Annotated in this window: 21 protein-coding genes and 2 pseudogenes; 12 read left to right on the top strand and 11 right to left on the bottom strand. The window is 39.0% G+C overall.

Annotated features, from left to right (window positions below; all coding sequences use genetic code 11):
- The first annotated feature begins 6 nt into the window (after positions 1-6).
- Positions 7-780 carry an amino acid ABC transporter substrate-binding protein gene (locus tag BM135_RS00855; protein WP_175485862.1) on the top strand — a complete coding sequence of 258 codons (774 nt, stop codon included), beginning with the start codon at positions 7-9 and terminating at the stop codon, positions 778-780.
- A gap of 152 nt (positions 781-932) precedes the next feature.
- Here BM135_RS00855 and BM135_RS00850 read toward each other — a convergent pair whose 3' ends face one another.
- A complete protein-coding gene (locus BM135_RS00850) occupies positions 933-1,703 on the bottom strand; it encodes a hypothetical protein (RefSeq protein WP_092516959.1) in 771 nt (256 codons plus the stop codon).
- A gap of 484 nt (positions 1,704-2,187) precedes the next feature.
- Positions 2,188-2,613, bottom strand: a complete 426-nt coding sequence (gene rraB / locus BM135_RS00845; RefSeq protein WP_092516957.1) for a ribonuclease E inhibitor RraB — start codon at positions 2,611-2,613, stop codon at positions 2,188-2,190.
- A 233-nt stretch (positions 2,614-2,846) separates the two neighbouring features.
- Between rraB and argF the strand changes: the two genes are divergently transcribed.
- The gene (gene argF, locus BM135_RS00840; protein ID WP_092516955.1) at positions 2,847-3,860 is read left to right on the top strand and encodes an ornithine carbamoyltransferase; all 1,014 of its coding nucleotides are present in this window, start codon (positions 2,847-2,849) and stop codon (positions 3,858-3,860) included.
- A 250-nt stretch (positions 3,861-4,110) separates the two neighbouring features.
- Here the strand turns inward: argF and BM135_RS00835 are convergent, their stop codons facing one another.
- The 6 genes from BM135_RS00835 to BM135_RS00810 form a co-directional block, all read right to left on the bottom strand.
- Positions 4,111-9,015: an RHS repeat-associated core domain-containing protein gene (locus BM135_RS00835; RefSeq protein ID WP_092516954.1), complete on the bottom strand. Its 4,905-nt coding sequence runs from the start codon at positions 9,013-9,015 to the stop codon at positions 4,111-4,113.
- 177 nt (positions 9,016-9,192) lie between these two features.
- Complete coding sequence (locus tag BM135_RS00830) at positions 9,193-10,164, bottom strand: hypothetical protein (RefSeq protein ID WP_092516952.1); 972 nt, start codon at positions 10,162-10,164, stop codon at positions 9,193-9,195.
- A 14-nt stretch (positions 10,165-10,178) separates the two neighbouring features.
- Positions 10,179-10,700, bottom strand: coding sequence for a hypothetical protein (locus BM135_RS00825; RefSeq protein WP_092516950.1), 522 nt, complete (start codon positions 10,698-10,700; stop codon positions 10,179-10,181).
- A 60-nt stretch (positions 10,701-10,760) separates the two neighbouring features.
- A complete protein-coding gene (locus BM135_RS00820) occupies positions 10,761-11,012 on the bottom strand; it encodes an acyl carrier protein (protein ID WP_092516948.1) in 252 nt (83 codons plus the stop codon).
- 2 nt (positions 11,013-11,014) lie between these two features.
- Positions 11,015-11,725, bottom strand: coding sequence for a MaoC/PaaZ C-terminal domain-containing protein (locus tag BM135_RS00815; protein WP_092516946.1), 711 nt, complete (start codon positions 11,723-11,725; stop codon positions 11,015-11,017).
- On the bottom strand, positions 11,722-12,957 hold the full coding sequence (locus tag BM135_RS00810; RefSeq protein ID WP_092516944.1) for a beta-ketoacyl-[acyl-carrier-protein] synthase family protein: 1,236 nt from the start codon (positions 12,955-12,957) through the stop codon (positions 11,722-11,724). Before BM135_RS00810 ends, BM135_RS00815 begins: the two co-directional genes overlap by 4 nt.
- Positions 12,958-14,214: 1,257 nt before the next feature.
- Here BM135_RS00810 and BM135_RS00805 point away from each other — a divergent pair.
- The 3 genes from BM135_RS00805 to BM135_RS00795 are packed head-to-tail and all read left to right on the top strand — an operon-like array spanning position 14,215 to position 17,846.
- Positions 14,215-15,360, top strand: a complete 1,146-nt coding sequence (locus BM135_RS00805) for a trans-sulfuration enzyme family protein (protein ID WP_092516942.1) — start codon at positions 14,215-14,217, stop codon at positions 15,358-15,360.
- A gap of 43 nt (positions 15,361-15,403) precedes the next feature.
- Positions 15,404-16,828 (top strand): Na+/H+ antiporter NhaC family protein, encoded by a 1,425-nt coding sequence (locus tag BM135_RS00800; RefSeq protein WP_092516941.1) that lies wholly within the window; start codon positions 15,404-15,406, stop codon positions 16,826-16,828.
- A gap of 22 nt (positions 16,829-16,850) precedes the next feature.
- Entirely contained in the window at positions 16,851-17,846 is a 996-nt protein-coding gene (locus BM135_RS00795) for a D-cysteine desulfhydrase (RefSeq protein WP_092516939.1), read from the top strand.
- Positions 17,847-17,943: 97 nt separating this feature from the next.
- Here BM135_RS00795 and BM135_RS00790 read toward each other — a convergent pair.
- A pseudogene (locus tag BM135_RS00790) lies at positions 17,944-18,303 on the bottom strand (LysE family translocator); the annotation flags it as partial.
- 197 nt (positions 18,304-18,500) lie between these two features.
- Between BM135_RS00790 and BM135_RS00785 the strand changes: the two are divergent.
- Positions 18,501-18,764 carry an antitoxin gene (locus tag BM135_RS00785; RefSeq protein WP_092516926.1) on the top strand — a complete coding sequence of 88 codons (264 nt, stop codon included), beginning with the start codon at positions 18,501-18,503 and terminating at the stop codon, positions 18,762-18,764.
- Positions 18,764-19,156: a type II toxin-antitoxin system VapC family toxin gene (locus tag BM135_RS00780; RefSeq protein WP_092516924.1), complete on the top strand. Its 393-nt coding sequence runs from the start codon at positions 18,764-18,766 to the stop codon at positions 19,154-19,156. The genes BM135_RS00785 and BM135_RS00780 overlap by 1 nt, the downstream gene beginning before the upstream one ends.
- 59 nt (positions 19,157-19,215) lie before the next feature.
- On the opposite strand, the pseudogene BM135_RS16465 reads toward BM135_RS00780, so the two are convergent.
- Positions 19,216-19,320 (bottom strand): annotated as a pseudogene (locus tag BM135_RS16465) (RtcB family protein); the annotation flags it as partial.
- Between the two features lie 110 nt (positions 19,321-19,430).
- Here BM135_RS16465 and BM135_RS17845 point away from each other — a divergent pair.
- From BM135_RS17845 to pyrB, 4 genes are all read left to right on the top strand, one after another.
- Positions 19,431-19,589, top strand: a complete 159-nt coding sequence (locus BM135_RS17845) for a hypothetical protein (RefSeq protein WP_422646158.1) — start codon at positions 19,431-19,433, stop codon at positions 19,587-19,589.
- Between the two features lie 45 nt (positions 19,590-19,634).
- Entirely contained in the window at positions 19,635-20,552 is a 918-nt protein-coding gene (gene rnz / locus BM135_RS00770) for a ribonuclease Z (RefSeq protein ID WP_092516922.1), read from the top strand.
- Positions 20,553-20,669: 117 nt separating this feature from the next.
- Entirely contained in the window at positions 20,670-20,867 is a 198-nt protein-coding gene (locus BM135_RS00765; protein ID WP_245737246.1) for a carboxymuconolactone decarboxylase family protein, read from the top strand.
- Positions 20,868-21,166: 299 nt separating this feature from the next.
- Positions 21,167-22,114: an aspartate carbamoyltransferase gene (gene pyrB / locus BM135_RS00760; RefSeq protein ID WP_092516920.1), complete on the top strand. Its 948-nt coding sequence runs from the start codon at positions 21,167-21,169 to the stop codon at positions 22,112-22,114.
- A 365-nt stretch (positions 22,115-22,479) separates the two neighbouring features.
- Here pyrB and BM135_RS00755 read toward each other — a convergent pair whose 3' ends face one another.
- Positions 22,480-24,798: an FdhF/YdeP family oxidoreductase gene (locus BM135_RS00755; protein ID WP_092516918.1), complete on the bottom strand. Its 2,319-nt coding sequence runs from the start codon at positions 24,796-24,798 to the stop codon at positions 22,480-22,482.
- A gap of 865 nt (positions 24,799-25,663) precedes the next feature.
- On the opposite strand from BM135_RS00755, the gene BM135_RS00750 reads away from it, so the two are divergent.
- Entirely contained in the window at positions 25,664-26,317 is a 654-nt protein-coding gene (locus tag BM135_RS00750) for a helix-turn-helix domain-containing protein (RefSeq protein WP_092516916.1), read from the top strand.
- Positions 26,318-26,322: the final 5 nt, after the last annotated feature.

The raw sequence follows: 26,322 nt of genomic DNA, 5'->3' as shown, positions 1-26,322 counted from the left end.
AGCATAATGAAAAAAATTTTGAATTTGTTACTGGCGGGCGCGACTGCCCTTGCTATTTCTGCTCCCAGTTATGCCGGCAAAGATTTCGATGCGATAAAAGCCTCTGGTGTTTTTAAGGTTGGTACAGAAGGCACTTATCCACCTTTCACCTATCATGATACCAGCAATAAATTAACCGGCTTTGACGTAGATATCGCACGGGAAATTGCGCGTCGTTTGAACGTCAAATCTGAATTTATGGAAGTTAAATGGGATGGTTTGATTGCCGGACTGGATGCCAAGCGTTTTGATGCCGTTATCAATCAAGTGGGCATCACCCCAGAGCGCGAAGCAAAATTCAGTTTTTCCATTCCTTACACAACCTCTCAAGTTGTGTTAATCACCCGTAACAATAACAGTGATATTAAGACATTCGCGGATATTAAAGGAAAGCGTTCAGCGCAATCTCTGACCAGTAATTACGGCCAACTGGCTACATCTTATGGAGCCACGTTAGTCAGTACGGATGGTTTTAACCAGGCTATTGATCTGGTCGCCACCGGACGTGCGGATGCCACATTAAATGATCGCCTGTCATTCCTTGATTTCAAAAAACGACGCCCTAATGCTCCAGTAAAAATTGTCGCCCAGGAAACCGATGCAAGTAAATCAGCCGTTTTACTGCGCAAAGGCGATCCGGAACTGGTAGAAGCAGTTAATAAAGCGCTGCAAGAGATGAAAGATGACGGCACTTATGCCCGTATCTCCGAGAAGTATTTTGGCGTGGATATTTCTAAGTGAATCAGAAAAACTCACTTATTGAAAAAAGTATATGGGAACACAATCCCACATACTTTTTAGTATAAATCAAGCGCCTCATAGGAAAAAATTTCACATAACGTATTGAGCATGAAAATTTGACTGTACATAACCGAATTAATCGATTGGTAACCTCAGTCATCCAGCGGTTTTTCATATGCATATTCATTAAGTTTAATAAAATAATTATAATCAAGACTCCCTGATACGTTAGCTAATATAATATCACTTCTAGAGGTTGATTTATAACCTTCAAGAAGTGAACTTTCATGCATATCATATTTAATTCTATTAAATATTTCTCCTAGATAAACTATATGTAATCTCATTTTATTACCATCAAGCAACAAAATACCGGCAGCACCAATATACTGGCAGGATTGAGTCCAATACGCTGTTCCTCTTTTCATCAACAAATGCTTATAGCCCCATGAATGTGTATGTGGTTTAATCTCCAGCATTCTGTCTTCTTGATATCGCCATGTATTAGTAACAGTTTTTGAGAAGTTATCACCTACTTTGATACTAGTGGAAAGTTTTTCTCTATCTTCAGAAACAAATGGAAATAAAACCTTTAGTTGAAAATCTATACCCACTTTTATCGGTGATCTAACAGACCAAGTTGCACTCTCTATTTGCAATTTTTCATATTTCAGACGTTTTTCTATCACCTCAGAAGTATGATTATACCAATCATATTCAGTAAATTTAAATTCATCTTCTTTTACATCATAAAATTCCCACTGCATATCCTCATGAGCCTCTACACGTACCTGATCTGATTTATAAGGGGCAAGTTTAGGTGTGTTGCTATAATTCCAGGTCTCAACTGAATATACCTTCTGTCCCTTTTGTGATGCTAAGTTTTTCGCATATATATTAGCAATTTCATGAATATCTTTCATTTTTATCACCTCATAATAAAAAGAAATAAATAAATTCATTTAAATAAAAAAGTGAAATTTCATTTTTATAATTTTCTTTAAGGCATATTTAATGTGACATAAAATGAGTGAAAGATATACCAAAAAGTCATCTGGTGATTTTAATCACTAAAGTACAAATGACAATTATAATAGTGATTCAAATATAGGATAAAAAACGGCACATTGTCGGTAACATGCTGTGGGATCACGTTCTCATAGTTATCTGATTGCCGTTGTTGAGCCGATTCTGGATACACTGTACGAAGCAAATCACTTGGCAATACAGGCCACAGCGACTGTGAAGTCAGGATGATCAAAACGCTATAACGCTATAACGCTATAACGCTATAACGCTAATGGTCATCAATAAACCAGCCCCACGGATTAAGTGGGGCATTTGGCTTTGAATCTATCTTCAAAAAAGACACTATCTTCAAAAAACTTTCATTATCTTCAAAAAGCTTTAATGAAGTTTGGGTTCATCTTCTTCCGGGGGAAAGAGATCACCTTCGTCGTCTTCATCATCTGACGCATTCGGATCTTCAAAGTATGTTCCCCAGCCGTCGTAATTTATACCGATCTTTTCAGCCAGATTCATCAGCTGTTCAACCTGTACATTGATCAGTTCAGCCTCCAAACGGCTTTCGCTGATCACATCACAACACATCAAAACAACACGATCTTCTGTTTCCAGCTCTTCTGCATCCGTGACTTCATAACCTAACTTAAACGCTTCAAGAGCAGCTTTTTCCAATTGGTCAAAGTCATCTGCCGAAAAGTGGTGTTCAATAATATAAAGCGCTTCAGGATCACTGCCATCTTCCAATAATTCTTCGATGATCAAGCGGGTTTCTTCACGTTGTTCTTCTAAAGCATGTGGGTCTGCCATGCCAATCCCCTCCGTCAGTTGGCTGTCTTGTTTTGCATTCTCCCATCTTTTCTTTGCAAAGGATATATCTATCCAATTTTGTTTAAAAGGAAATGCAAACCGTAAGCGACTGATTCATAACCAGTCTTAATACCTTTACTCTTATAAACACTGAACGCGGGGCTTGTAATTGAATTTTTTATCGACATATATTGAATATAAATTCAATATTGCACTGATGGAGACAATGCATAATGAACCCTTTTTTTAAGCGCTCGTTCCTAAGATTACTTGATATTACTCCAATAGAAATTAATACTCTTTTAGCTCTGGCTCATGAATTAAAAGCGAATAAAAAATCAGGTTTCGAGTCTCCCTTACTCACGGGGAAAAATATTGCCCTGATCTTTGAAAAAGACTCCACCCGAACACGCTGTGCATTTGAAGTCGCAGCCTATGATCAAGGCGCTAACGTTACCTATTTAGGCTCAAATGGCAACCAGATCGGGCATAAAGAATCCATCAAGGACACCGCGCGGGTACTTGGGCGTTTGTATGATGGCATCCAATACCGTGGGTATGGTCAGCACATTGTCGAAACGCTGGCTCAACACGCTGGCGTTCCGGTGTGGAATGGCCTGACTGATGAATTCCACCCAACCCAACTTTTGGCTGATTTACTGACGATGCAAGAGCACAGTCCAAAACCGCTGTCTGAGATCAAATTTGCCTATTTGGGCGATGCACGCAATAACATGGGCAATACAATGCTGGAAGCTGCTGCATTGGTGGGTATGGATCTCCATTTGATCGCACCAAAAGCGTGTTGGCCTGATGAAAGCTTAGTTGCAGAATGCCAAAAACAGGCAGAGAAAACTGGCGGTCAGATCACTCTGACAGAAGATATTGCACAAGGTGTAAAAGAAGCTGATTTTTTATATACCGATGTTTGGGTATCAATGGGAGAACCGAAGTCGGTCTGGCAAGAGCGGATTGCTTTGCTGAAACCCTATCAGGTCAATATGGATGTCGTGAAACTGACAGGAAATCCAGAAGTAAAATTCTTGCATTGTCTGCCTGCTTTTCACGATGAAAAAACGACGCTTGGTAAGCAACTGGCAGAGGAATTTGGTCTGTATGGTGGACTGGAAGTCACTAATGAAGTATTTGAATCAAAACACAGTATTGTGTTTGATCAGGCTGAAAACCGAATGCATACCATTAAGGCGGTGATGGTGGCAACGTTGGTGGAAAATCTGGATTTGTAATTAATTGTAGTAGTTCAAACCTGAACTTAATATCTTCGTTAATATTCTCACTGGACATTTACAATACCGTAAATGCCCAGTGTTAAACCATGATCCATTACCAAATAAAGGTTATACCCTTCGTCTTTCAAGTTGCCTCTTTGTTGGCTGTGCTCACTCACCCCGGTCACATAGTTATCTATGCTCCCGGGGATTCGCTCCCTTGCCGCCGTGACGCATCTTGAAATCCATTGGGTATAGAACTAAACGACTACACATAACTCGTTACAGGTTTTAGATTCCGGTAATATCTCAGTGCTTCATCATTACGCCCAAAACAATATCCGAGAATAACATGCTTGTTGGGGTCTGATATATATCGGTTAAAACTTGGCGTTGACATACCATCCATATTTCTGACACGAATTCTATTATCAACCCGCCCTATATATCTCAAATCTTGTTTAAAAAATCGCTTTTCTATCAAACTAGCCCGTCTCACACCCGCAGATGTCCAATTGTTACCCATTCTGGCACCATGGGAACCCGTCAGAATATAAATAGGACGTTTCATAACGCTGTGTCGTCTTTCAAAGAACTTAATAGGTTCTTCCAAATGACGATGACTTATTGGCCTGTTTGAGCCAAAAACATATTTAGAATGGCCGGTAGGAGTCGGTTCTTTAACCTTGTGCCAAATTTTTTTAGGGGCTTTGCTCATGGGCTTCGTTTTAACTGACTTACCAGGAAGTTTACTAAATGTACCTCGTAGTTCCTCTGCACCAGACACAACCGCTTTCCCACCCTTGGCTCCTGCTTTCCCCATAAGCCAAGAAGCGCCCCCCATCCCCATAGATGCCAACCCAAAAACACCAGCAATCGCACCTGCTATATCACTCCCTTTTTCATCGCCAGCCAATCCTAATCCCAAACTGACACCTGTTGCTGTTAACTCCGCAACACCTAATCCAATCTCGATAGCTGCCGTCAAAGTCAATGAAGCGCCACCCGTTGGAATAGCCAAGGCAATGCCAATAATTGCGCCGATAATACCCAGAACACTGCCAATAATGCTCCCTGTACTCATGTAACCACTGGGATCTGACAGATTGATGGGATCGCCATCGCAATAACGATAAGGGTTAAATCCTCCCGATATAAAGGGAGAGAGGCTATCCATTGAAGTAAATCCCGCCAGGGACGGTAAATACAGCCGGACACCATTTCCCATCGGGTAACCTCCGCTTTCCGTGTCTAACAATTCTCCCTTAAATCCACTCCTCACATTTTTATCAGCAGAAGAACCAAACGGCGTATAACTAAAATAATTCGTACCTGACGCATCTTTCACACCAATGGTAGAACCCTGATTATCTGTCATCAGGAAACGAGATTCTGTATCTGTTTCAGCAATGTTAACATCACCATGACGTATAAATTTCAGTTCACCCGCTTCGCCGCTTTCACTGACAATCTTTCCATCTAAGTAATAATTTGCCTTCCTGCCCTGCTTAATGAGCTTGCCGTAAGCATCATAACGATAAACAGTATCACCGTATTGAATCAGTTGGGAAGTCGCAGAATATGCCAATTTGGGACCTGTTCCACCATCAGCATTTATAGAAGTAATATTGCCGTCATCATCGTATTCTATCGATACTGTGGCAGGATAAGCATTTTCTCCCGTCGTCAATGTATGACTAATACTCGTGATACGCTGAATCTCATAAATAAAGGCAGCAATATCACACTCACCATTCACAAAAGTCGTTGTGACTTGGACAAGATTATTGAGCCCATCATATTGGAATAGCTGTTCGGTGATTGGACGGCCTAACTCATTACAAGGCAAAAGCGCCACATCATAACCAGACCGTATAACATAACTGACCAAACGGCTGCGTTCATCATATGCGAATACTTCACTTAATCTCTTATCAGACTGAATTAACGTGGTTCTTTCTATCAATCTGTCTTGTGTATCATAGGTAGATGTTTGTTCGAACTGGTCATTCTGGGAGGTGATAGTACGGTGAGTTTCCCGATTGTACACATCATAATCTATCTTGACAGATTGCACCTGAACGCCATTTTGTAAGGTAGTGATGGAGTTTATCCGCTCAAAAGTATCATAGGTACACTGAGTGGTAATATTGCCATCAGTCGTCGTAATAACTCGGCCAAAGCTATCAAGTCCTTTTTTCAGGACTCGTCCACCCATATTAATATCCAGAGCGGTTCCACCTAAAGTGACACAATTATATGCGGTGTTCTTTGCTACTGCTCCCACAGTTTGTCTGACGGTTTTAAGACTTCCAGTTTGGCCATAAGTGTAATCATAACGACAAAAAGCGTTGATTGCTGACAGTGGAATACCTGCCGGCATATTTGGTGTTTTTGCATCACTGTAGTTAAAATTACCTAAAGCACGTTCAGATTTTTCTGCGTTCACCGCCATGACATACCCTAATTCGGGCAGAGTATTCACATTAACCTGTTGATTACGCCCATTGATAATGGACGATGGCCATGAAGTAGATGCAGAATATTGGTATTGCTTATGAGCCCGATTAACCTGCAAATTGATCAGACGTCCGAGTCCATCAAATCCTTGAGTCCCTATATTCACGAAATTACCGCCAACCTTCACATTAATGGCAGTAGGAACTACATCTTCCGTCAAATCAGAGTAATCAATCTGATTCACTGTGCCATCAAATTGTGTCAGAAGAAGAGGTCTGTCAAAAATATCGTATTGTTCGACAGTAGATGTTGAACCATCAGGTTTAATCGTTTTGACTAGCCGTCCGAAGCCGTCATATTGCATTGTTGTTGTGCTATACAACGTTTGCCCATCCAACTCTTCTATCTTTATCGGTTGCTCAAAGAGGTTGAAAGTTGTACGTGTAGAAGCTAATTGCTGCGCATTTTGATTACGCTGACTTTCCGTTTGTGTCATCGCGACAGGATCAATAATATTAAGTTCGATTAAACCTGTATTGTGATGTACTTCTGCAATCTGCTCCCAACCATCATAAACATAATTCTTTTGATTCATTGCCACTTGTTGGCCATCGATATAATCAAAATCCGTTTCTGACGTAAGGCGACCAAGTTTGTCGTACGTCGAAGATGCCATTTTTCTCAATGATCCGTCATAATTTCCTTCAGCATCAAACTTACCATCGTCATCCTGAACCCAATTGAAAACTTCCCGCCCAAAACCATCATATTCTGTCCGCCCAATAACTCCCCAAATATCGATGACTTCAATCGCAGAAGTTTTTCCAAAAGCACTGGGTAATATATACCGACATATATTAATTGTTTCATAAAGAGAGCCAGCCGCAGAAATCTTCTTAATCAATCTTCCCAGAATATCGTATTCACACTTTTCAGTGATACCATCTGTATCTGTATGACTTTGCATCAGACTGGTATATAAATTGATAGTTTCTGACTCTTCCATCTGTTTGCCATCAAAACCAATCGTTGTCTCTACCGTAGTTAAACTGCCACCAATTAAGGTGTAGGAGAAATTTTTGGTCGTCGTTTTTGGTGCATCGCCCAGATAAGTTCTTGTTGAAGATGAAAGTAGAGCATTCAGACTTACATCTTCATCTTCCTGATAGGCATACTCTTCCACTAATATATCATTTGTAATAGCTTTGCTCTGTATAACAACATAATTTGACAGAAAACTTATTCCTTGTTTTACAGCGACCGATTGATATTCGTAATTGACTGTTTTCGTTTCTCCCATATCCCCGGACGGTATTATATTTGTCATTCGAATATAACGTTTGAATTGACCGAATGGATCTGACGGGCATTTTTCTAAATCCCCCTGCACAGGGTAATAATCAAATACAGTTTTAACACCACTAATATCTACTGTTTCTGTGATATTTCCGTATTCATCACTTTCCTGAGTAAGTGTTTCAGAACGGCGTTTTCCATTAGCATTCGTATACTCTGTGGTAATACTTTTAGGTATTTGTAAATTAGGAGGCTGAGAAAAGAAATCGGTATTTGAAATTTCATTATAAATTGTAACTTTTTTAGTTTCACAATTTTTTTCCCGATAAACTTCTTCTTTTGTCAGATGGAATTTATTATAAGTCACCTTATGGGATCGAAGGGCAATATCATTTTCTTCAGCATCAACAATCGTTTCATTAGCCCAATATTCATAATTTCCTGGCATCAAATAAAGATTATCTGCCACACTGGATGGATTACCATTGAATGGGTAACCAGTGAAATTTTTATCCGGTGAATACGTATACTTCATCCTGAGCATTGGCTGTCCACCACCAGGAAACCTATCCCATTGTAAAACGTAAGGGATATAACTGGTTTTAGAAAGTTTACCAACCCGATGTCCATTCTGTTGATAGTAAATATTATCCCGACTTCCAGTTGGATTATCGACAGATGTAATAACAAGCAAGTCATTCAATTCATTATAACTAAATGTCGTTTGAGGAGGATTCTCTATTCCATCAGAAGGTAGTTTCAACGTTATTAATTTATTATTGACATAGACAAATTCTATTTTAGCTTCTTTATCTTCTGCCATGCGGACATAAACCACATGAATATTTTTATTATCATTACTGATTAAACGCAATATTGTCTTACCATATCCATCAACAATATTGGCCAGTAAATCTGGATTCACTGAATTGTATTGAAAATCAAATTTTTCGCCATTTTCGAATTGCAGACGAGTCAGCAGGAATGGTTTACCATCAGCAACACGTGACAATGTTTCAACCATACCACTTTTATAAACAATACAAATTTTACGTTCATCAATTTTTCCAATATAGGCATCTTTAAGTTTTTTATCCTTAAAATCAATACGCCCATCCGCATTGACAAATGGCTGTACTTGATAGGTTTCTCCGCTTGAGAAATGAACTTCCGGTTGTGGTTTAACCTTGTTATCGTAATATTCACTATTATTCAATGACCAACCAATACCAAATCCCGAATTCACGTTATTCATCATGGAAAAGGACAGGCTGATATCTCGTGATACCTCATCATTAAACTGGCTGACCAAAGTAGCAAGATTAATATTTACACCATACTGTCCAGTACGGAGATCCACGCCACCATTAACGTAAGTCGAAAAATTAAAGGCATTAGAATAAATACCACTCGGCATAAAACAACTCCTCTAAGAATATTCGGGTAGTTTTACTTCATTCTGGTTTTCGATACCGAAAATAACCTGTGAGCCAAATAAATGAAATAATCTAAAGGCGAGCATAATTTGCATTCATCAAAATTTTATATTGATGCTCGCCTTACTTTTAATAAATACGGTTCAATTTACATATAATTAGGCATCGTAAATATCTAATATATTCAAATCATCAGAAGCTCTTACTGAAAATTTAGAAACACAACCAAAATTATCAATTATCGTTACAACGCAACCTGAATTATATTTTGATGTACTATCATAATAATAATTATCACAAGCCCCACGGGAAGCCCTTATAAATGAATCCCCAGAAATAAGACGTACTTTATTACTACCTCCAGGTAAATTTGATGTCGCCATTGAATTATTGACAGTGAAGTTTTGTGTACTCGTGTGTAATACGATACCCGTGCGGATTGGGGAAACTTTTGCCCCCGTTATGCTGGCAAGTGCTCCCCCGGATACGTTAGCATTACCATTAATCTGCTGATTTTTTATTGCCAATGAAGAAGGCAACGTCCAATAATAAACATCAACATCCACGTAATTGCCTTTTGAATATTCGTCGGTATAAGCATCCTCGCGTTTTAATACAAGCTCATAACTTCTAATCTTATACGGTGTACGTGGTGTTACTGTCAGAGTCTGCACATGAGGGTCCATATTGGTTGTGAATTTTTCTCCATTTATAGTAATCACAGCCATAAATTCCATTGTCTCATTAGGATTAGCACTCGTACGTAAGTAACGATAAACGGTTTCCACCCCTGCCTTTACCTGGCCGTCTTGATCCTCCGTATCCATTAGAACAGCGACGCCATTCATACTTCTACTATTCTCTCCTCTAACCCCTTCATCATACTGATTCTTGGATTTATCACATGACCAACCTGAATAGATAGATGCGCTCGGATTACTGCTGCGCGCAGTAATCGTCACACTATCTTTCTCTGCGGAAGTTAGAGGTGTATCCACACCATCGACTTGTTTTCTGATATTAATAGCGACTTTAACTTGTTGATTACCATTGGCATAAAGTCTATTCGTTGAAGTAGTCGCTCCGGCAACAAAATAAGCATCAAATGTTGATAAATAAACACTCATCATCAATATCTCCATGTTTATATCGGGCGTACAATAGTAAAACCATAAAGGGGAGGGGAAATTTCATCATGAAACATGACACTATTCCCTTTAGGTATCATCAACGGAATTTGCTCTTGTAACAAATTTCCAAGATTACTGACAGACTCAAAGAAATATTGATTAACATATGAGTTACTATTGTTATAAGATAATATAGCATTAAATAATATTTTTAATAATGAATTTATATCTGCATATGGAATTTCTTTCATGGGAGAAAGAGAGTAATTATCATCAATAGATAGCAGACTGATTATACGATGATCGCGTTTAGGAATAAAATAACCTCCATCTACCGCTTTTAATAACATATCCTCATAAAACCCAATATCATTCAAATAATTTGGGAAGCGTAAAGATACAATATATTTCTTTCCATGCAGAGTAAAAGGGACGTATTCATAGAATTTACTTACCATATGTACGCCACCAATCCAATCGTCCCCATTTTGGTTTCGGAATAGTGCGTGAATTGTAGATTCATCTAAAAGTAGCATATAAATATCCTTTCATATCAAATGAAAATAAATTGAAAATATTTTTTTCTTAAATAAGAATTACTTCATATTACCTATTTTCAATATATACGATATAAAACTATCAATTGACATATTTTTTAAATCCTCATGTTGATTTTTGAAAATGTCTACCTGAAAATCCTCCATCATTGAAACATGCAACTCCACAAAATCCATACTATCCAGACTCAATTGATTAAATGTTGACTCTAAATTAATATCCTCTATTTTAATATCTTGTTTTAATTTCTGAACAAAATCCCTCAAATAATAGAACAGTTCTTCTTTCATATTCACCATTCCTTTATTACGAATAAAAAGTTACTTCTTATACCTAATTCAGTTGCATCATAAAAAACACTAATGTAATTATTATTCCCAGGTTGATAATCAGAAAATGACATCATAAAAAAATCTATTTTCAAATTTTGATTTATCCAGTTAATTGCCATTGTTTTGTAATATAATTTACTATTAGCCTGCAATAAATTACCGGATAACAACCAATCGTTTCCTGTCACCCCCCATATATTACTATATTTAAAACAATTAAGCATTTGGGCAAAAAACATAGATTCCAAAGTAACAATAGGATGATATTTACCTTCATTGGTTTGCAATCTAGCATATATTTCTTCCTTTTTTAGTATATGTTCACCAAATTTGATTATTCCTTTAGGTTCATTTTTCTGCCGATCAGTTTTTCTCCCAAATGCTACAGTGGAACCACAATCACAGTCGGTAAAATTTACATAATTTTCTTTTTGAATAACTTCATATGATTTTCCCAATATAGCGATATGTTTGAAATAAACCTCAATACAGTTCCCCGGTTTTCCATCCATAATCAAAGTTTGTTTAATTGGCATAGCCAGTAACATACCCGGTACTACCACAGCGGAATAACCAGCCCGATTTGCTGATTCACTGTCATAGTGAATGGGATTTGTATCACCAGATAACATTAACCATGAATTGATAGACTCTTTAGTGAACACGATCATGAATATTTCCCGAATAATAAGGCGGTATTATGCCCCCCAAAACCAGCGCTCAAATTCAAGCAACGCTCTACCAAACCGAAACGATGCTCATTCGGTAAATAATCCAAATCACATTCAGAACATACATTTTGCAGATTCAAAGTAGCAGGCATTATTCCGGTCTCTATAGCCTTGAGACAGATAATAGATTCCAGTGCTCCTGCGGCTCCTATCAGATGTCCTGTATAAGATTTAGTGCTGGAAATGGGGATGTTATAAGCCATTTTGCCCAAGGCATGTTTGAGAGACAGGGTTTCATGGAGATCATTTTCGAGTGTGGATGTCCCGTGAGCATTGATATATTGGATCTCCGCACTGCTTATCCTCGCTTCTTGTATTACTTGCGTAATTGTATCTGCACGGATAGAAATATCGTCACTTAGATTGACAAACCCAACAGCATCACACCGATAACCATAGCCCAATATTTCACCCAAGATAGGAGCATCGCGCCTTCTGGCTGATTCATATTCTTCAAGCACCAACATTGCCGCACCTTCTGAAAGGACAAATCCATTACGATCAGCACTAAAAGGACAGCTGGCTTTTGTAATATCGTGCTGCTCTTTAGATAATGCCTGCAGTACATCTATACTCCAGATTGCAGCCGGGGTACGCATAGACTCCATTCCCCCCGCCAGCATCATATCCACAGTACCGCGTTGTATCTCCCTATAAGCCTGGCCAATTGACAGCGAACCCGATGCACAGGCAGCAACCACAGTATTCTGATAACCTTGAAGATTAAACAAGATAGCACAAGCCCCGGCTGGTGTACTGGCCATCGTCAGTAAGTTACTGAAAGGATAGGCATATCTATTTTTTTGATGTTTTTCTGCCAGATCCACATAAGCATCCGAGCCTCCCCAGCCTACACCGAGTATGACTCCCATCTTATCACTAGAATAATATGTGGAAAGGTTTCCCTCAGGAAAAGCATGCTGTATGGCTTCTGATGCCGCATGTACAGACAATTTTCCTTCCCGCCCCAAACAGCGATCTATCTCTCTTTTCGCTATAGATGGAATATTTTTTACTAAGCCAAAATATTTTGATTTGATATTGTATTTGGTAAGATCGATATATTCATATCCAATTGATTTATCAATAATCTCATGCCAAATATCATGACTATTTTCCCCTAAAGGAGAAATCGCACCATATCCTGTTACTACGACTCTGCGCTTATTCATACAAGCTCTCCACTTGAGGTAATTCTTTTAACTGACTATCTCTGTTTTAAACAAAATATTTTTATATATTATATTTTAATTAAATAAAACAAAGGCAGCATATAAAAGCATATTATTACTAACATTAAATATATTAAATTAATATTATTCTCTCTCTCATAAAATAATATCGCCCAGTATCATAATGCAAATTTAAATCATCATAACACTCATAAATCCCTGTATAGATTTCAAAAACTATAACAATAAAACCCTTTTTTTATATAAATAACCTGATATTCGTTTAAGAAGGGAACTAAAGTGCCTGAGGCAAGAGCAAAGTTTTTCTAAAGAAAACAAAACAGTGGAAATTCCCAGGCATGTATAAGTTAGCAGGCAAAAATCTAACAAGGGTTATTGTGGCGGTTGAACATTATATATTCCATATGCGATCAGAAGCATTGCAAAATTTCTGAACAGCTGATGATAAAGCTGCCACAACAAACCTGCTGTAAATTGAAACAGAGGCCTGTGATGACCTTCAGGTGATAATTGTTCAGATACTCAGTTCCCTGTATGAACCAATAAAACACGCCTTGTCATCAAGTCTATGTCCAATCAAGCGAGCGCATTAACCGAATCAGGATAGATATTCGAATTACGAGAGTTTTTGAAGTTCAGAAGCCAAGAAATCGCTTCATCAGGAGTAGGTTCCAGTACTCAAGCCTGTACAGTCGATGTCAAATGTCTTTACCTATGACTCGCACCATGAACTTCTGGATATATTGGGACAATTATATGAAACAGTTTATTCCTGAATTAGGTTCGGAATGACGAATGTAAAACATGTAGCTGAATCACCATAAAAACTCTTTGCATTATAAAATCTCTACAAAGTTTTCTGTGTGTTTTTTCCGTCTAGAAATGACCAAAAATCGCTCAAAATTGTTCCTAGACTATTCCAAATAGAATCTCTTACAACATCCAACTCCACCAAAACGTTGGACATATCTCCACCAGATTCCAGAGAAAAATCAGAAAATAATTATATCACTATGCACAAATTTCTAATATATTGATAGTCATCACATTAAATTATATCCATTCAACATATTGATTTATATTGAAAATTATAACTTTATGAAAAAATTTTCTCTAAATTTAAAAAATGTAGTTACTTTTTGGAAGAAATTTTTCATCTCTCTATGCCATATTCTTTCTAAATAGTGCAATATTTCCCCTAAAAAACATTGATAATTAGTTTATAGGACTGCAAAAATGATAAAAAATATAGCAACTGTGTTAATCCACGGTGGAAAACAGCAGGACAAAGAAAATCATGCTATTTTTCCACCTATTACAACAGCCAGTACTTTTGTACAGAAAGATTTATCTGAGCATGGTGAATACTGTTATTCCCGTTGCAGTAACCCAACACGCTATGCCTATGAAACATTATTAGCCGAAATAGAAAATGGTATTTACGCAACTGCAACCGCATCTGGTGTAGCTGCCGCTGCTTTAGTTTTAAATCTGTTACCTAAAGAATCTCACATTATTGCAATGAAAGGGGTTTATGGCGGTACGTTTCGTTTATTTGAACGGGTAGCAATTGAAAATAATGGTCATCAATTTGACTACGTCGACTTAAATAACCTTACTGAAGTCAAGGCAAAAATAAAAGATAATACTCGATTAATTTGGATAGAAAGCCCAACTAATCCATTATTAGAATTAGTTGATATCAAAAGTATTTGTGCATTCGCGACAAATTACAATATATTAACTTGTGTTGATAATACATTTGCAACCGCATGGAATCAAAAACCCCTTGAATTAGGTGCAGATCTTGTGATGTTATCTACAAGTAAATATATTGGCGGCCACTCAGATCTTATTGGTGGAGCGGTTATTACACATCGGAATGATTTAGCCAATAGATTAGATTTCTTAAAAACAACCATTGGTGTCATTGCATCTCCCTTTGATGCCTATTTAGCACTACGTGGATTAAAGACATTAGCGTTACGAATGTCAGCGCAATGTGCTAATGCGCTCAAAATTGCCAATTTTCTTCAATCTCATCCAAACATTGAACAGGTCTATTATCCTGGTTTACCCACCCACCCGCACTATTCCATTTGCCAACAGCAAATGCGTACAGGTGGTGCCGTCGTCACGATTAAATTAAAAGGCGAACTGGAGGACACAAAAATATTTTTAAGCAAATTACGCTATTTTGTTCTAGCAGAATCTCTCGGTGGCGTAGAAAGTATGGTTAACCATTCTGCAACTATGTCACATGGCTCAATGACAAAAGAAGAGCGTGAAGAGGTTGGTATTTATGATACTGTATTACGCTTATCAGTCGGTATTGAAGATATTTGCGATTTATTAGCTGATATTGAACAAGCATTAGAATAAAGTTACTTAATATAAAAATAACAAAAAATAAGGTGAGTAAAAAATGAATGATTACGGTATTTGGACCATAATTACCCCTGTTGTCACAATTATTTTAGCTATATTTACACGCCAGGTTATTTTATCTCTACTACTCGGTATATTAGTCGGCTTTACTGTCATTAATGACCATCATGTTATTTTAGGTATACAAGGAACTATTGAAGGTATTATTGATACTTTTTCTTCCTCAGGCAATACAAAAACCATCATCTTTATGTTAATGATTGGTGGAATAATGCGGCTTGTGGTTGTTACAGGTGGCGTGCGATCTTTAGTTCGTTTACTAACAGATAAGACGCAACTTATTGAAAATAAAAGATCTGTTCAATTTTTGGCAATGATCATTACGTCATTAATTTTTATTGAAAGCTCAATTAACCAATTAATTGCTGGGGCATCAACAAAGAAATTAGCCAAAAATTACGGTATCCCACCAGAAAAAATGTCTTACATTATTCAAACATCCTGTGTTTCTGTTTGTTCTTCTGCCATAATTAATGGTTGGGGTGCCGCAATGATGGGGGTCATCGGTGTACAAATTTCCAGGGGGTTAATCAGCGGTGAGCCATTTGATATTCTGGCGGGTTCTATGGTTTATAATATTATGGCTTGGTTATCGCTGGCTTCTGTCTTGTTTTATATTTTTTCTAATGTTTCTTGGGGGCCAATGAGAACCGCAGAAATGCGAGCCTTACATGAACATTTAAATAGTGATATTGAAGATAAGCACAGTGAAGATAGTGATGATGTTATTGAACACCCCAACTGCCATACTTCATTAAACTTTTTTATTCCTATTTTATCGACGGTATTAATGCTCCCTATTGCCCTCTATATCACAGGTAATGGTGATTTTAGTAAGGGCAGCGGTTCAACCTCTATCTATTGGAGTGTTATATTTGGAACCACTGTCTCTTTTTTCTGGTTCTTATTACGCCGCGTTTTAACCATCGAAACCTTTTTTAAAGAGCTTTATATTGGTTATGCCAGCATGATAAAAATAAGCTCTGTCATGGTATTAGCATTCTTAATGGGTAACGTTTCCGCTGATTTAAATACTGGGGCTTATATTGCACAAATTACTTCTGGTATCATTCCGGCCGGGTTTTCCATCGGTTTTATTTTCCTGATTAGTTCCATCATGTCATTAGCAACGGGCACCTCATGGGGAACATTCGCAATTATGATCCCCATTGGGGTACAGCTAGGTATTTCAGTTGGTATGCCTCCTGAGTATATGATTGGTGCTGCAATTTCTGGTTCTATTTTTGGTGATATGACATCACCAATTTCCAGCGATGCTATCGTTGCATCAATGGCGACAGATTGTGACCATATTGAACATATTCGGACTCAAATGCCATATGCGTTGGTTACTGCAAGCTTCGCCCTCATCATCTATTTCTATTTAGGCTTTACTTATTAATTTACAATCCGCTGAGGATAATATGTCTTTAAAAGAAAATTTAGAAAAATTTGCCCGCATTGATTTACTAAAAACTATAACTATGATGGATAAATTGGAGAATTTATCCCACTATTTAGGGCGCGATGTTTATATTAAGAGAGATGATTTAACTCCTCTGGCGATGGGTGGGAATAAATTACGTAAATTAGAATATCTTATTACTGACGCATTACAAAAAAAGGCTAAAGTTATTGTCACCGCTGGGGCAATTCAATCAAATCATGTACGGCAAACAGCGGCTATTGCTGCGAAATATGGTCTAAAATGCGTCGCTTTATTAGAAAATCCAATTCAAAACCACGATAGTAATTTTATGAATAATGGCAATAAATTACTGACGGAATTATTCAATACCCAATGTGTCATATGTGATGAATTGACCGATCCAAATATGCAAATGAAGGAATTGGTTGATCAAAGCAATCTCGAAGATGCTTATATTATTCCCGTCGGCGGTTCCAATGCCCTTGGTTCATTGGGTTATGTGCGTTGTGCATTAGAAATTGCCGAGCAGCGCCCAAAAGATGTGGAGTTTGCTGCCGTTATTGTTGCTTCTGGAAGCGCAGGCACACATGCAGGGTTGGCTATCGGGTTACACGCCACCCTACCACAAACACCTGTTATTGGCGTTACCGTCTCGCGTGTTACAGCCGAGCAAGAGCCAAAAGTCAACCAATTGCAGCAAGAAATCAGTTCACTCTTAGGCCAAACAACCTGCCCGGATGTCCTTTTGTGGGACAATTATTTCGCTCCTATGTATGGTATGCCGAATAAAAAAGGGTCAGACGCCATCACGCTATTGGCACAAAAAGAGGGGATTTTATTAGATCCTGTCTATACCGGAAAAGCTATGGCCGGATTAATTGATAATGTATTGAATAATACCATTGAAAGTCGGAAACCATTGCTCTTTGTGCATACAGGTGGGGCTCCTGCATTATTTTCCTATTCTGGAATTGATGCAGTAATCAATTAATTTATAAATAACTATTCATGCTAGTTGACAACCGATATATAGCACAAAAATGATGACATTTATGGCGATTCGGTTGTCTATTCTGAGATTAACAAAATTATCGCCGACTACTCATCACCAATTTAAACGCAAAAAGCAAAAACAACCCACCTGTCGCGCGATTCATCCACTTAATGACATTTTCACGGCGTAATATATAGGAAAGGGAGTGGGTGGCATAAATCAGTGACAATGACCACAATGTGCCAAGCAATATATGGATCGTCACTAAGCTGAATGTCCATAAAATGGGGGAATGCCCTTGGGGAATAAATTGGGGCAGGAATGAAACATAAAACACGCCCATTTTCGGATTAAGAACATTCCCCAACATACCTCTGATAAACCAATTCTGGCTTTTTACAGGAGAAGTCTCTCCTTCAAGATCCTTTTTAGGATACCAGATCATTTGAATTCCTTAAATTAGATTCAACACTTCATCCAACTCTGATTCGATAAAAGCGTGAACTCTCTCTTTACACAGGCTATATTCTGCCTCATTTACTGACTGTTTAATTCGCAGCGATCATCATGTTCTATTTTTAATTGTGTGGTTAAAACTACATCTTACCTATGCTTTGACATATGCTAAATATTTTTATTTAGGAGGGAGTGATGGAAAAGGTCGTAAAAATTTTCAAGAATGGGCGAAATCAAGCCATTAGGTTACCTGTTATGTTTGAATTTGATACTGATAGAGTTTATATCAGCCAAGATACAAATGGAGATGTCATATTGTCAAAAAACAAATCTAAGCGTGATGACTGGGATTTATTCTTCAATATGTTAAATAATTTCTCTGTTCCAAATGATTTTTTAGACACCAATGAACGCAATCAGGACATAACAGAACGCGATCCATTTGAAGGAATTCTTTAATGTACATGTTGGATACAAACACGGTCAGTTATATTTTTCGGAAAAATCCAACAGTAACCGCCAAATTACGCACTGTGTCACCATCAAGAATATGCATATCTAGTATTACTGAGGCTGCATTGCGCTACGGTGTTGCCAAACGGCAAAACAAGGAGCTGGAAAATATCGTTAATATGTTTATTGATTTGATCACTGTTTACGATTGGGATAGGGACGCAGTAAAAACTTATGGCGAACTCCGTGCCAGTATGGAACAAACTGGTCGTGTTATGGGCACGATGGATCTGATGATTGCTGCTCATGCCCTGAGTAAAAAACTGTCGATTGTTACCAGTGATTCTGCATTTGCGATGGTTAATGGCCTAAATGTTGAAGACTGGAACAAATATTGACAAGTGGAACCACGATCCCACGCTTATCCAAGCCCTAACGGGCAATGCTATTTTGACTCTTATCCTTTTACACACACCACCTGACGCAAGGTATGCACAATTTCCACCAGCGATGGCTGCGCTTCCATCACAGCATCAATATCTTTGTACGCCATCGGAAGTTGAAGAAGAAATCTCGCGGCTCAAGCAAAATTGGCACGGAGAGGAAGACGTATCCCTGCTGCCAAAGCATCTTCCAGAAATCGATCTGTTTGGCCGCCAATAACTAGAAACGGTGATTAAAGTATGTCGTGAATCCAGCAGCTTATCGGAAGCAGGCCGCAAGTTATTTGCTGTTTCCCACCAACAGAAAAAACAGCCTAATGATGCCGACAGATTACGCAAGTACCTTGCCCGATTCGATCTGGATTGGGAGAGCATTCAACATTATTAGAACGACATTAAACATTAGAACAACAACAATTAGGAGTACAATAAAATGGAACTGAAATTTTTAGGCACCAGTGCAGGCATTCCTACAAAAGAGCGTAATGTCACCAGCCTGATCCTCGATTTACAGGGCATCCGCAACGCGCTGTGGATGTTTGATTGCGGAGAGGGAACCCAGCACCAAATCCTCCATTCCCCCATCAAAATACCCAAACTGGAGAAAATCTTTATCACTCACCTGCATGGTGATCATATCTTCGGTTTGCCCGGATTATTGTGTAGCCGTTCAATGGGCGGTTCCACCGATCCCCTCACTTTATATGGGCCAATCGACATACGTCAGTTTGTGGAAACCACATTGCAACTGAGCAGCTCTTTCCTGACCTATCCGCTGGAAATCATCGAAGTCCAGCCCGGACAACTGTTTGATGACGGTGAACTAAAAGTCACGGCTTATGCCCTGAATCATCGCGTGGAATGCTATGGTTATCGTATTGAAGAACACGATAAACCCGGCGCACTTGATGCACAAAAACTGAATCAGGATGGTATTCCCCGTGGCCCGTGGATGCAGGCCTTAAAACAAGGCGAAACGGTGACACTGGAAGATGGCCGTACAATTTGTGGTCAAGATTATTTAGGTACACCAATTCGGGGCAAGTCACTGGCCATTTTCGGGGATACCGGACCGACTCCGGAAGCACTGAAACTGGCTGCCAATGTTGATGTGATGGTGCATGAAGCCACGCTGGAAGATGCATTTGCAGCAAAAGCTAATGAGCGCGGACACTCCACTACCAAGCAAGCCGCAACACTCGCACGTGATGCTAAGGTAAAACACTTTATCGCCACACATATCAGCGGACGCTATGGTATCGAAGATTGTCCACGATTATTGGCGGAATGCCGGGAAATATTCCCGAATACCAATCTGGCCGAAGATTTTATGGTATTTAAAGTTAAATAACTTATCACAAGAAAATAAAGAAGAAGTACCTCAAAAGCATTCTGATAGAACTATTTTTATATTACCTATTTATAGGTAACACTCTTCAACAAAAATAAAAGTTCCGGAGAGATGATAATGAATTACGCAAAAGTTTCACCTAGTATTATTAACCCTTTATATAAAAGCTACGAAGAAATCCATGCTTCTGAACTGGATCAAGAACTTATTTTACTGGTGGAAACACGGGTATCCCAAATAAATGGCTGTGCTTATTGTTGTCATCTTCATGCTTTCAATAGAATGGCTATCAGTTTGGGTGATAGAGACGAATAATCATATCATTGTTCGGGTTATTCAATCTGACAATTAATTAAAACAGAAATTTCTTCCTGCAAGCCTTGCGGTGAATGCTATCGTGAGTATAATGCGCGACGATTTGCTGGGAGAAAACATGAAAGATTGCGCTGTAAAGGTTGTTAAAAAACATCAAGCTAACAAAACACTGTCTGCTGGCAGCGTGAGCGCATTGTTTTTTCCATTGCTTAACCGAACATTTAAAAAGCCCCTCAATTGAGGGGCTTTTTTTTGCCTGCCGAGTCCAAGGCTAGAAGTCATAAAAGAGGAACGTAAACATGGCTAACCCGTTATATCGCAAGCATATCATTTCAATTAATGATCTGAGCCGCACAGATCTGGAACTGGTATTGCAGACGGCCGCTGCATTGAAAGCCAATCCACAGACTGAGTTACTGAAACACAAGGTGATTGCGAGTTGCTTCTTTGAAGCTTCAACACGCACCCGTCTCTCTTTTGAAACCGCTATTCAGCGACTCGGCGCTTCCGTAGTTGGCTTTGCTGACAGCAGCAACACCTCATTGGGTAAAAAGGGAGAAACTCTGGCTGACACTATTTCTATCATCAGCCAATATGCCGATGCTATCGTCATGCGCCATCCACAGGAAGGTGCGGCACGACTGGCTTCTGAGTTCTCCGGTCATATCCCAATTATTAACGCCGGCGATGGTGCAAACCAGCATCCAACCCAGACTTTGCTAGATCTGTTCACCATTCAGGAAACTCAAGGCAGACTGGAAAACCTGAAAATCGCCATGGTCGGTGATTTGAAATATGGCCGTACCGTCCACTCGCTGACACAAGCTCTGGCAAAATTTAATGGCAACCATTTCTGTTTTATCGCGCCCGATGCATTGGCGATGCCAAGCTATATCCTGCATATGCTGGAAGAAAAACAGGTAAGTTACAGCCTTCACCATAATTTTGAAGATATCCTGCCTGAACTGGATATTCTGTATATGACCCGTGTCCAGAAAGAGCGTCTTGATCCTTCAGAATATGCCAATATTAAGGCTCAATTCGTTCTGCGCGCGGTGGATCTGGTGAATGTCAAAGAGAACCTGAAAGTGCTGCATCCACTGCCACGTATTGATGAAATTACGGTAGATGTCGATAAAACGCCATATGCTTACTATTTCCAGCAAGCAGGGAATGGCATTTTTGCCCGTCAGGCATTGTTGTCGCTGGTGTTGAATGAAAATGTTGTCAAGTATTCAATCTGTTGATCTAGCAATACACACGGTAGCATTCGATTAGTTCAATCGTCTTATTCTACTGGCTTTGTTCGGCATTAAAATTGACTTTATAAAACCAGAATACACATATTGAATGCATAACCCCGGCTTTCTGATGACAAGATAGATCCTGATAAACGGATAGATTTTGATGGCCTGTTAGGTGACGATTTTCTTTCAAACAGGGTTCTCATCATATTGAATGACAAATTGTTGATTAGTTTACCTAAGAACAATTAAAGATTCCGTTCAGACATCTTATCCTGCTCGGTTTTTAATGAAGATCGTATCGTTATCTTCAAAAACCGAGCCTGAATCGACGTGCTTATGACTAACTGATTTTAACTACAAGCATCTTATACAAGACGCTGAGATTCAGATGCTTCCTGTTCAGTAAGGAATAATCTCACTGGTACAGATTTAGAGGTTGGAGTACCCGTACCATCACCAACACTTTCCATTGGCACTAATGGGTTGGTTTCTGGGTAATAAGCAGCAAGGTTTCCACGAGGAATAGTGTAAGGAACCAACTTAAAGCCAGAGACTTTGCGCTTAATACCGTCATTCCATACTGTCTCGATATCTACCAGATCGCCAGCCTGATATCCCGATTGGGTAATATCTTCCGGATTCATGAACAACACTTCCCGCTGACCATAAACCCCACGATAACGATCATCCAGTCCATAAATCGTGGTGTTGTATTGGTCGTGCGAGCGTAGAGTCTGCAACGTGAAAGGAACATCAGTGCCTTCAATTTGCGGGAATAGTGTTTTTGGTAACGGAGCATGGCTGAATTCAGCTTTTTTGCTTGGTGTAGCAAAACGTAATTCAGCCGCAGCATTGCCAAGATAGAAACCACCGTGGTGTTCGCATTTTGCATTAAAGTTATCAAATCCAGGAATGGTCGCTGCAATGTGATCGCGAATTTTACTGTAATCCCCTGCTAATTCCAGCCAGTTAATCGTCGCGGTATTACCTACTGTCGCATTGGCAATGCCTGCAACAATCGCGGTCTCAGAACGTTGGGTATCAAATAGCGGTTTGTTCACTCCCTCTGAGGCATGAACCATGCTGAAAGAATCCTCTACCGTCACAAATTGCGATCCTGTAGCCTGAATATCGCGTTCGGTACGACCTAATGTCGGCAGGATAAGAGCACCTTTTTTACCGGTAATGAGATGACTCCGATTTAATTTTGTACTGATATGTACGGTCAAATCACAGTGTTTAAGGGCTTCTTCTGTTCGTGGGCTATCCGGAGCCGCTGCCGCAAGGTTTCCACCCAGTGCGATCAACACCTTAACTTCATCACGCAACATGGCATTCAACGCTTTCACAACATTATGACCATGAGCACGAGATGGCTCGAAACCAAAATGGGCGGCCATGTTATCCAAGAAAAGTTTGGCAGGTTTCTCATTAATTCCCATTGTTCGGTTGCCCTGCACATTACTGTGACCACGCACCGGACAAAGCCCCGCACCGGGTTTACCCAACTGGCCAAAAAGCAATTGAAGGTTGACGATTTCACGCACAGTAACCAAAGAATGTTTATGCTGAGTGATCCCCATTGCCCAAGTACAAATGACGCGCTCAGCGTTTTGGTAAATGGTTGCCACCTCGCGCAATTGTGCTTCAGTCAATCCTGATTGATCCTCGATAAATGACCATTCAGTTGCAGCAACTTCTTGCAAGTAAGCATCCGCTCCTTCGGTATAAGTTGAAATAAATTCCAGATCAAAAATACCTGATTTGCCTTCGGCCAATAAGACGTTATGGGTTTCCAAAAGTGCCTTCACAATCCCGCGCACCGCAGCCATATCTCCGCCAAGTTTGGGCTGATAGTAACGGTGGCTAATTTCCCCTGCCATCGGGGTGATTACTTCGAGCGGTTTTTGTGGATCAGCGAAACGTTCCAAACCACGCTCACGCAGAGTATTAAAAGTAACAATGCGAGTGCCGCGTTCAGCAGCATGCCGTAAGCTATGCAACATCCGAGGATGGTTTGTGCCGGGGTTTTGACCGAAAATAAAGATGGCATCAGCACGATCAAAATCTTGCAGCCGAATAGTGCCTTTCCCAACCCCTAAACTTTGCAACATGCCGTAGCCACTGGCTTCATGGCACATATTGGAACAATCAGGGAAGTTATTTGTTCCCACCACGCGACCAAATAATTGATACAGCCATGAAGCCTCATTGCTGGCGCGCCCGGAGGTATACAGTTCAAGCTGATTGGGGTTATCCATTGCCTTTATATGGCTGGCTATCAGGGCAAAAGCATCATTCCAGCTAATCGGCTCATAATGATCCGTTTGCGGGTTATAGCTCATCGGCTCAACCACTCTTCCTTGATATTCAAGGAAATAATCACTTTGTTGATAGAGTTTACTCACGCTGAGAGTTGCGAAGAATTCCCGATCAACATGCCGACGAGTCGCTTCCCAAGTGACTGCTTTGGCACCATTTTCACAAAAACTGAAAAGACTTTTATTATCATCTCCCCACGCGCATCCGGGACAATCAAAGCCTCTGGGCTTGTTCATGCGCATCAGGTTAACCATATTTTTCAGTGCTTGTTTACTATCAAAGACAAAGCGGGTTGTTGCCTCCAGTGAACCCCAGCCACCAGCAGCCGCGTGGTAAGGTTTTATTTTTGATTTGAATTTCATAAAAATCTCTATTTTTTATGTCATGGTCAACACAGGCTGGCCACAGATTTGCAAGCGATAACCACTTTTTTATAATCATACTCCTATCCATCCATTATGATAGTTATCCCGAGCTTATGTAACGAAAAAACCGATCTATTGCATGAGTGACACATGTGGATAGAGTTATTCACGATGTTTATAACGGTCATAAATAATGATAATAAATAACGACAATAATGTGATGGAGATCAAATATACGATATCAGAGGTCAAGTGATGAGTAAGGCTTCTATTTTAATTCGAGAGTAAAGATTTTTCTTATGGTGCTAAAGAATTTCCAGGCGGTTCATATATGAGCCTATATAAATATCATCCTGACAAATTCCAGTAGATAAATAATTGCACTTAATAAACATGAAAGATCTATAGAAATAAGTATTTTTTCAAATTTCCTATTCAAAATATAATTTGATAACAATTTAAAATATACATATTAAATTATATCATTAGGTTACATTCATTAAATAAACACAACCAAATATTGACATAAACATTAATCAAGTAATTTAACAAAAATTAATGTGATTATATCCATGCGAAACCATTACAATACACCCTATTAATTATTCATGTTAACATCAATTACTCGTTATGTTCAGCTAGTAAATGTTGAACATAACGAGCAAAAACGCTATTTCTTGACACAAAATTCACTCTTCTCACCATACAGATATGATTCCTTTCTTTCATATCCCTTCCTTAGTATGTCCAACAAAAACGCTAAATTTCCCTGATGCTGAGCACTTGTATTACTAAATCCTAATAGATAAGATTAGATTATGAATATCAACGCACGATAATATATTATCAAAGAGATGATATAATGCAAGAATCGAACAATAAAAAATCAACCGAAGCTGATGCTCTGTTATCCAACATAGCACAAAATATTGATTTTTTAATGAAAAAAAACAATATAGACCCGCAAACCCTGAGCAGATTGACAGGTCTGGGAATCGCGACTATTAACAGCCTCAGACGTGGTGTCGGAAACCCCACTATCGCAACTATTTCATCCATTGCGGATGTATTTGGTGTAAACCTTGGTGAAATTACCGACAACAAATTGTATAAGTCAAATGAAAATGAAGAAATTATTTCAACAATACCTCTAATTCGTTATGGTGACCTAGATAGCTATATAACCGGAAAAATAGTTAATACAAATTTATACAGAATAAGTACCAATAGTCACCATGAACACTCTCTTTTCGCAGTAGAATTTTCAAATAATTTATTATCTCCGTACTTCGACAGCAACACAATTGCCATTGTCTCCAAAACCGAAAGATTTTGTGATAGTGATGTCGTCCTTGTCAAAATTAAAGATGCTCCGATTTGCTTTAGACAAATTTTTGTAGGTGAAAGTGGAATTTATTTTTCTATATTAGGGATTGAAATCGAACCTAAAACTATATTAACTCATAATTACACAATAATTGGGATTGTGATTAAATCAATTAAAAAATTAAAATAGGATGT

It is taken from the genome of Xenorhabdus japonica, assembly GCF_900115195.1.
GTDB lineage: Bacteria > Pseudomonadota > Gammaproteobacteria > Enterobacterales > Enterobacteriaceae > Xenorhabdus > Xenorhabdus japonica.
This window is presented reverse-complemented; position numbering and strand designations above follow the sequence as displayed.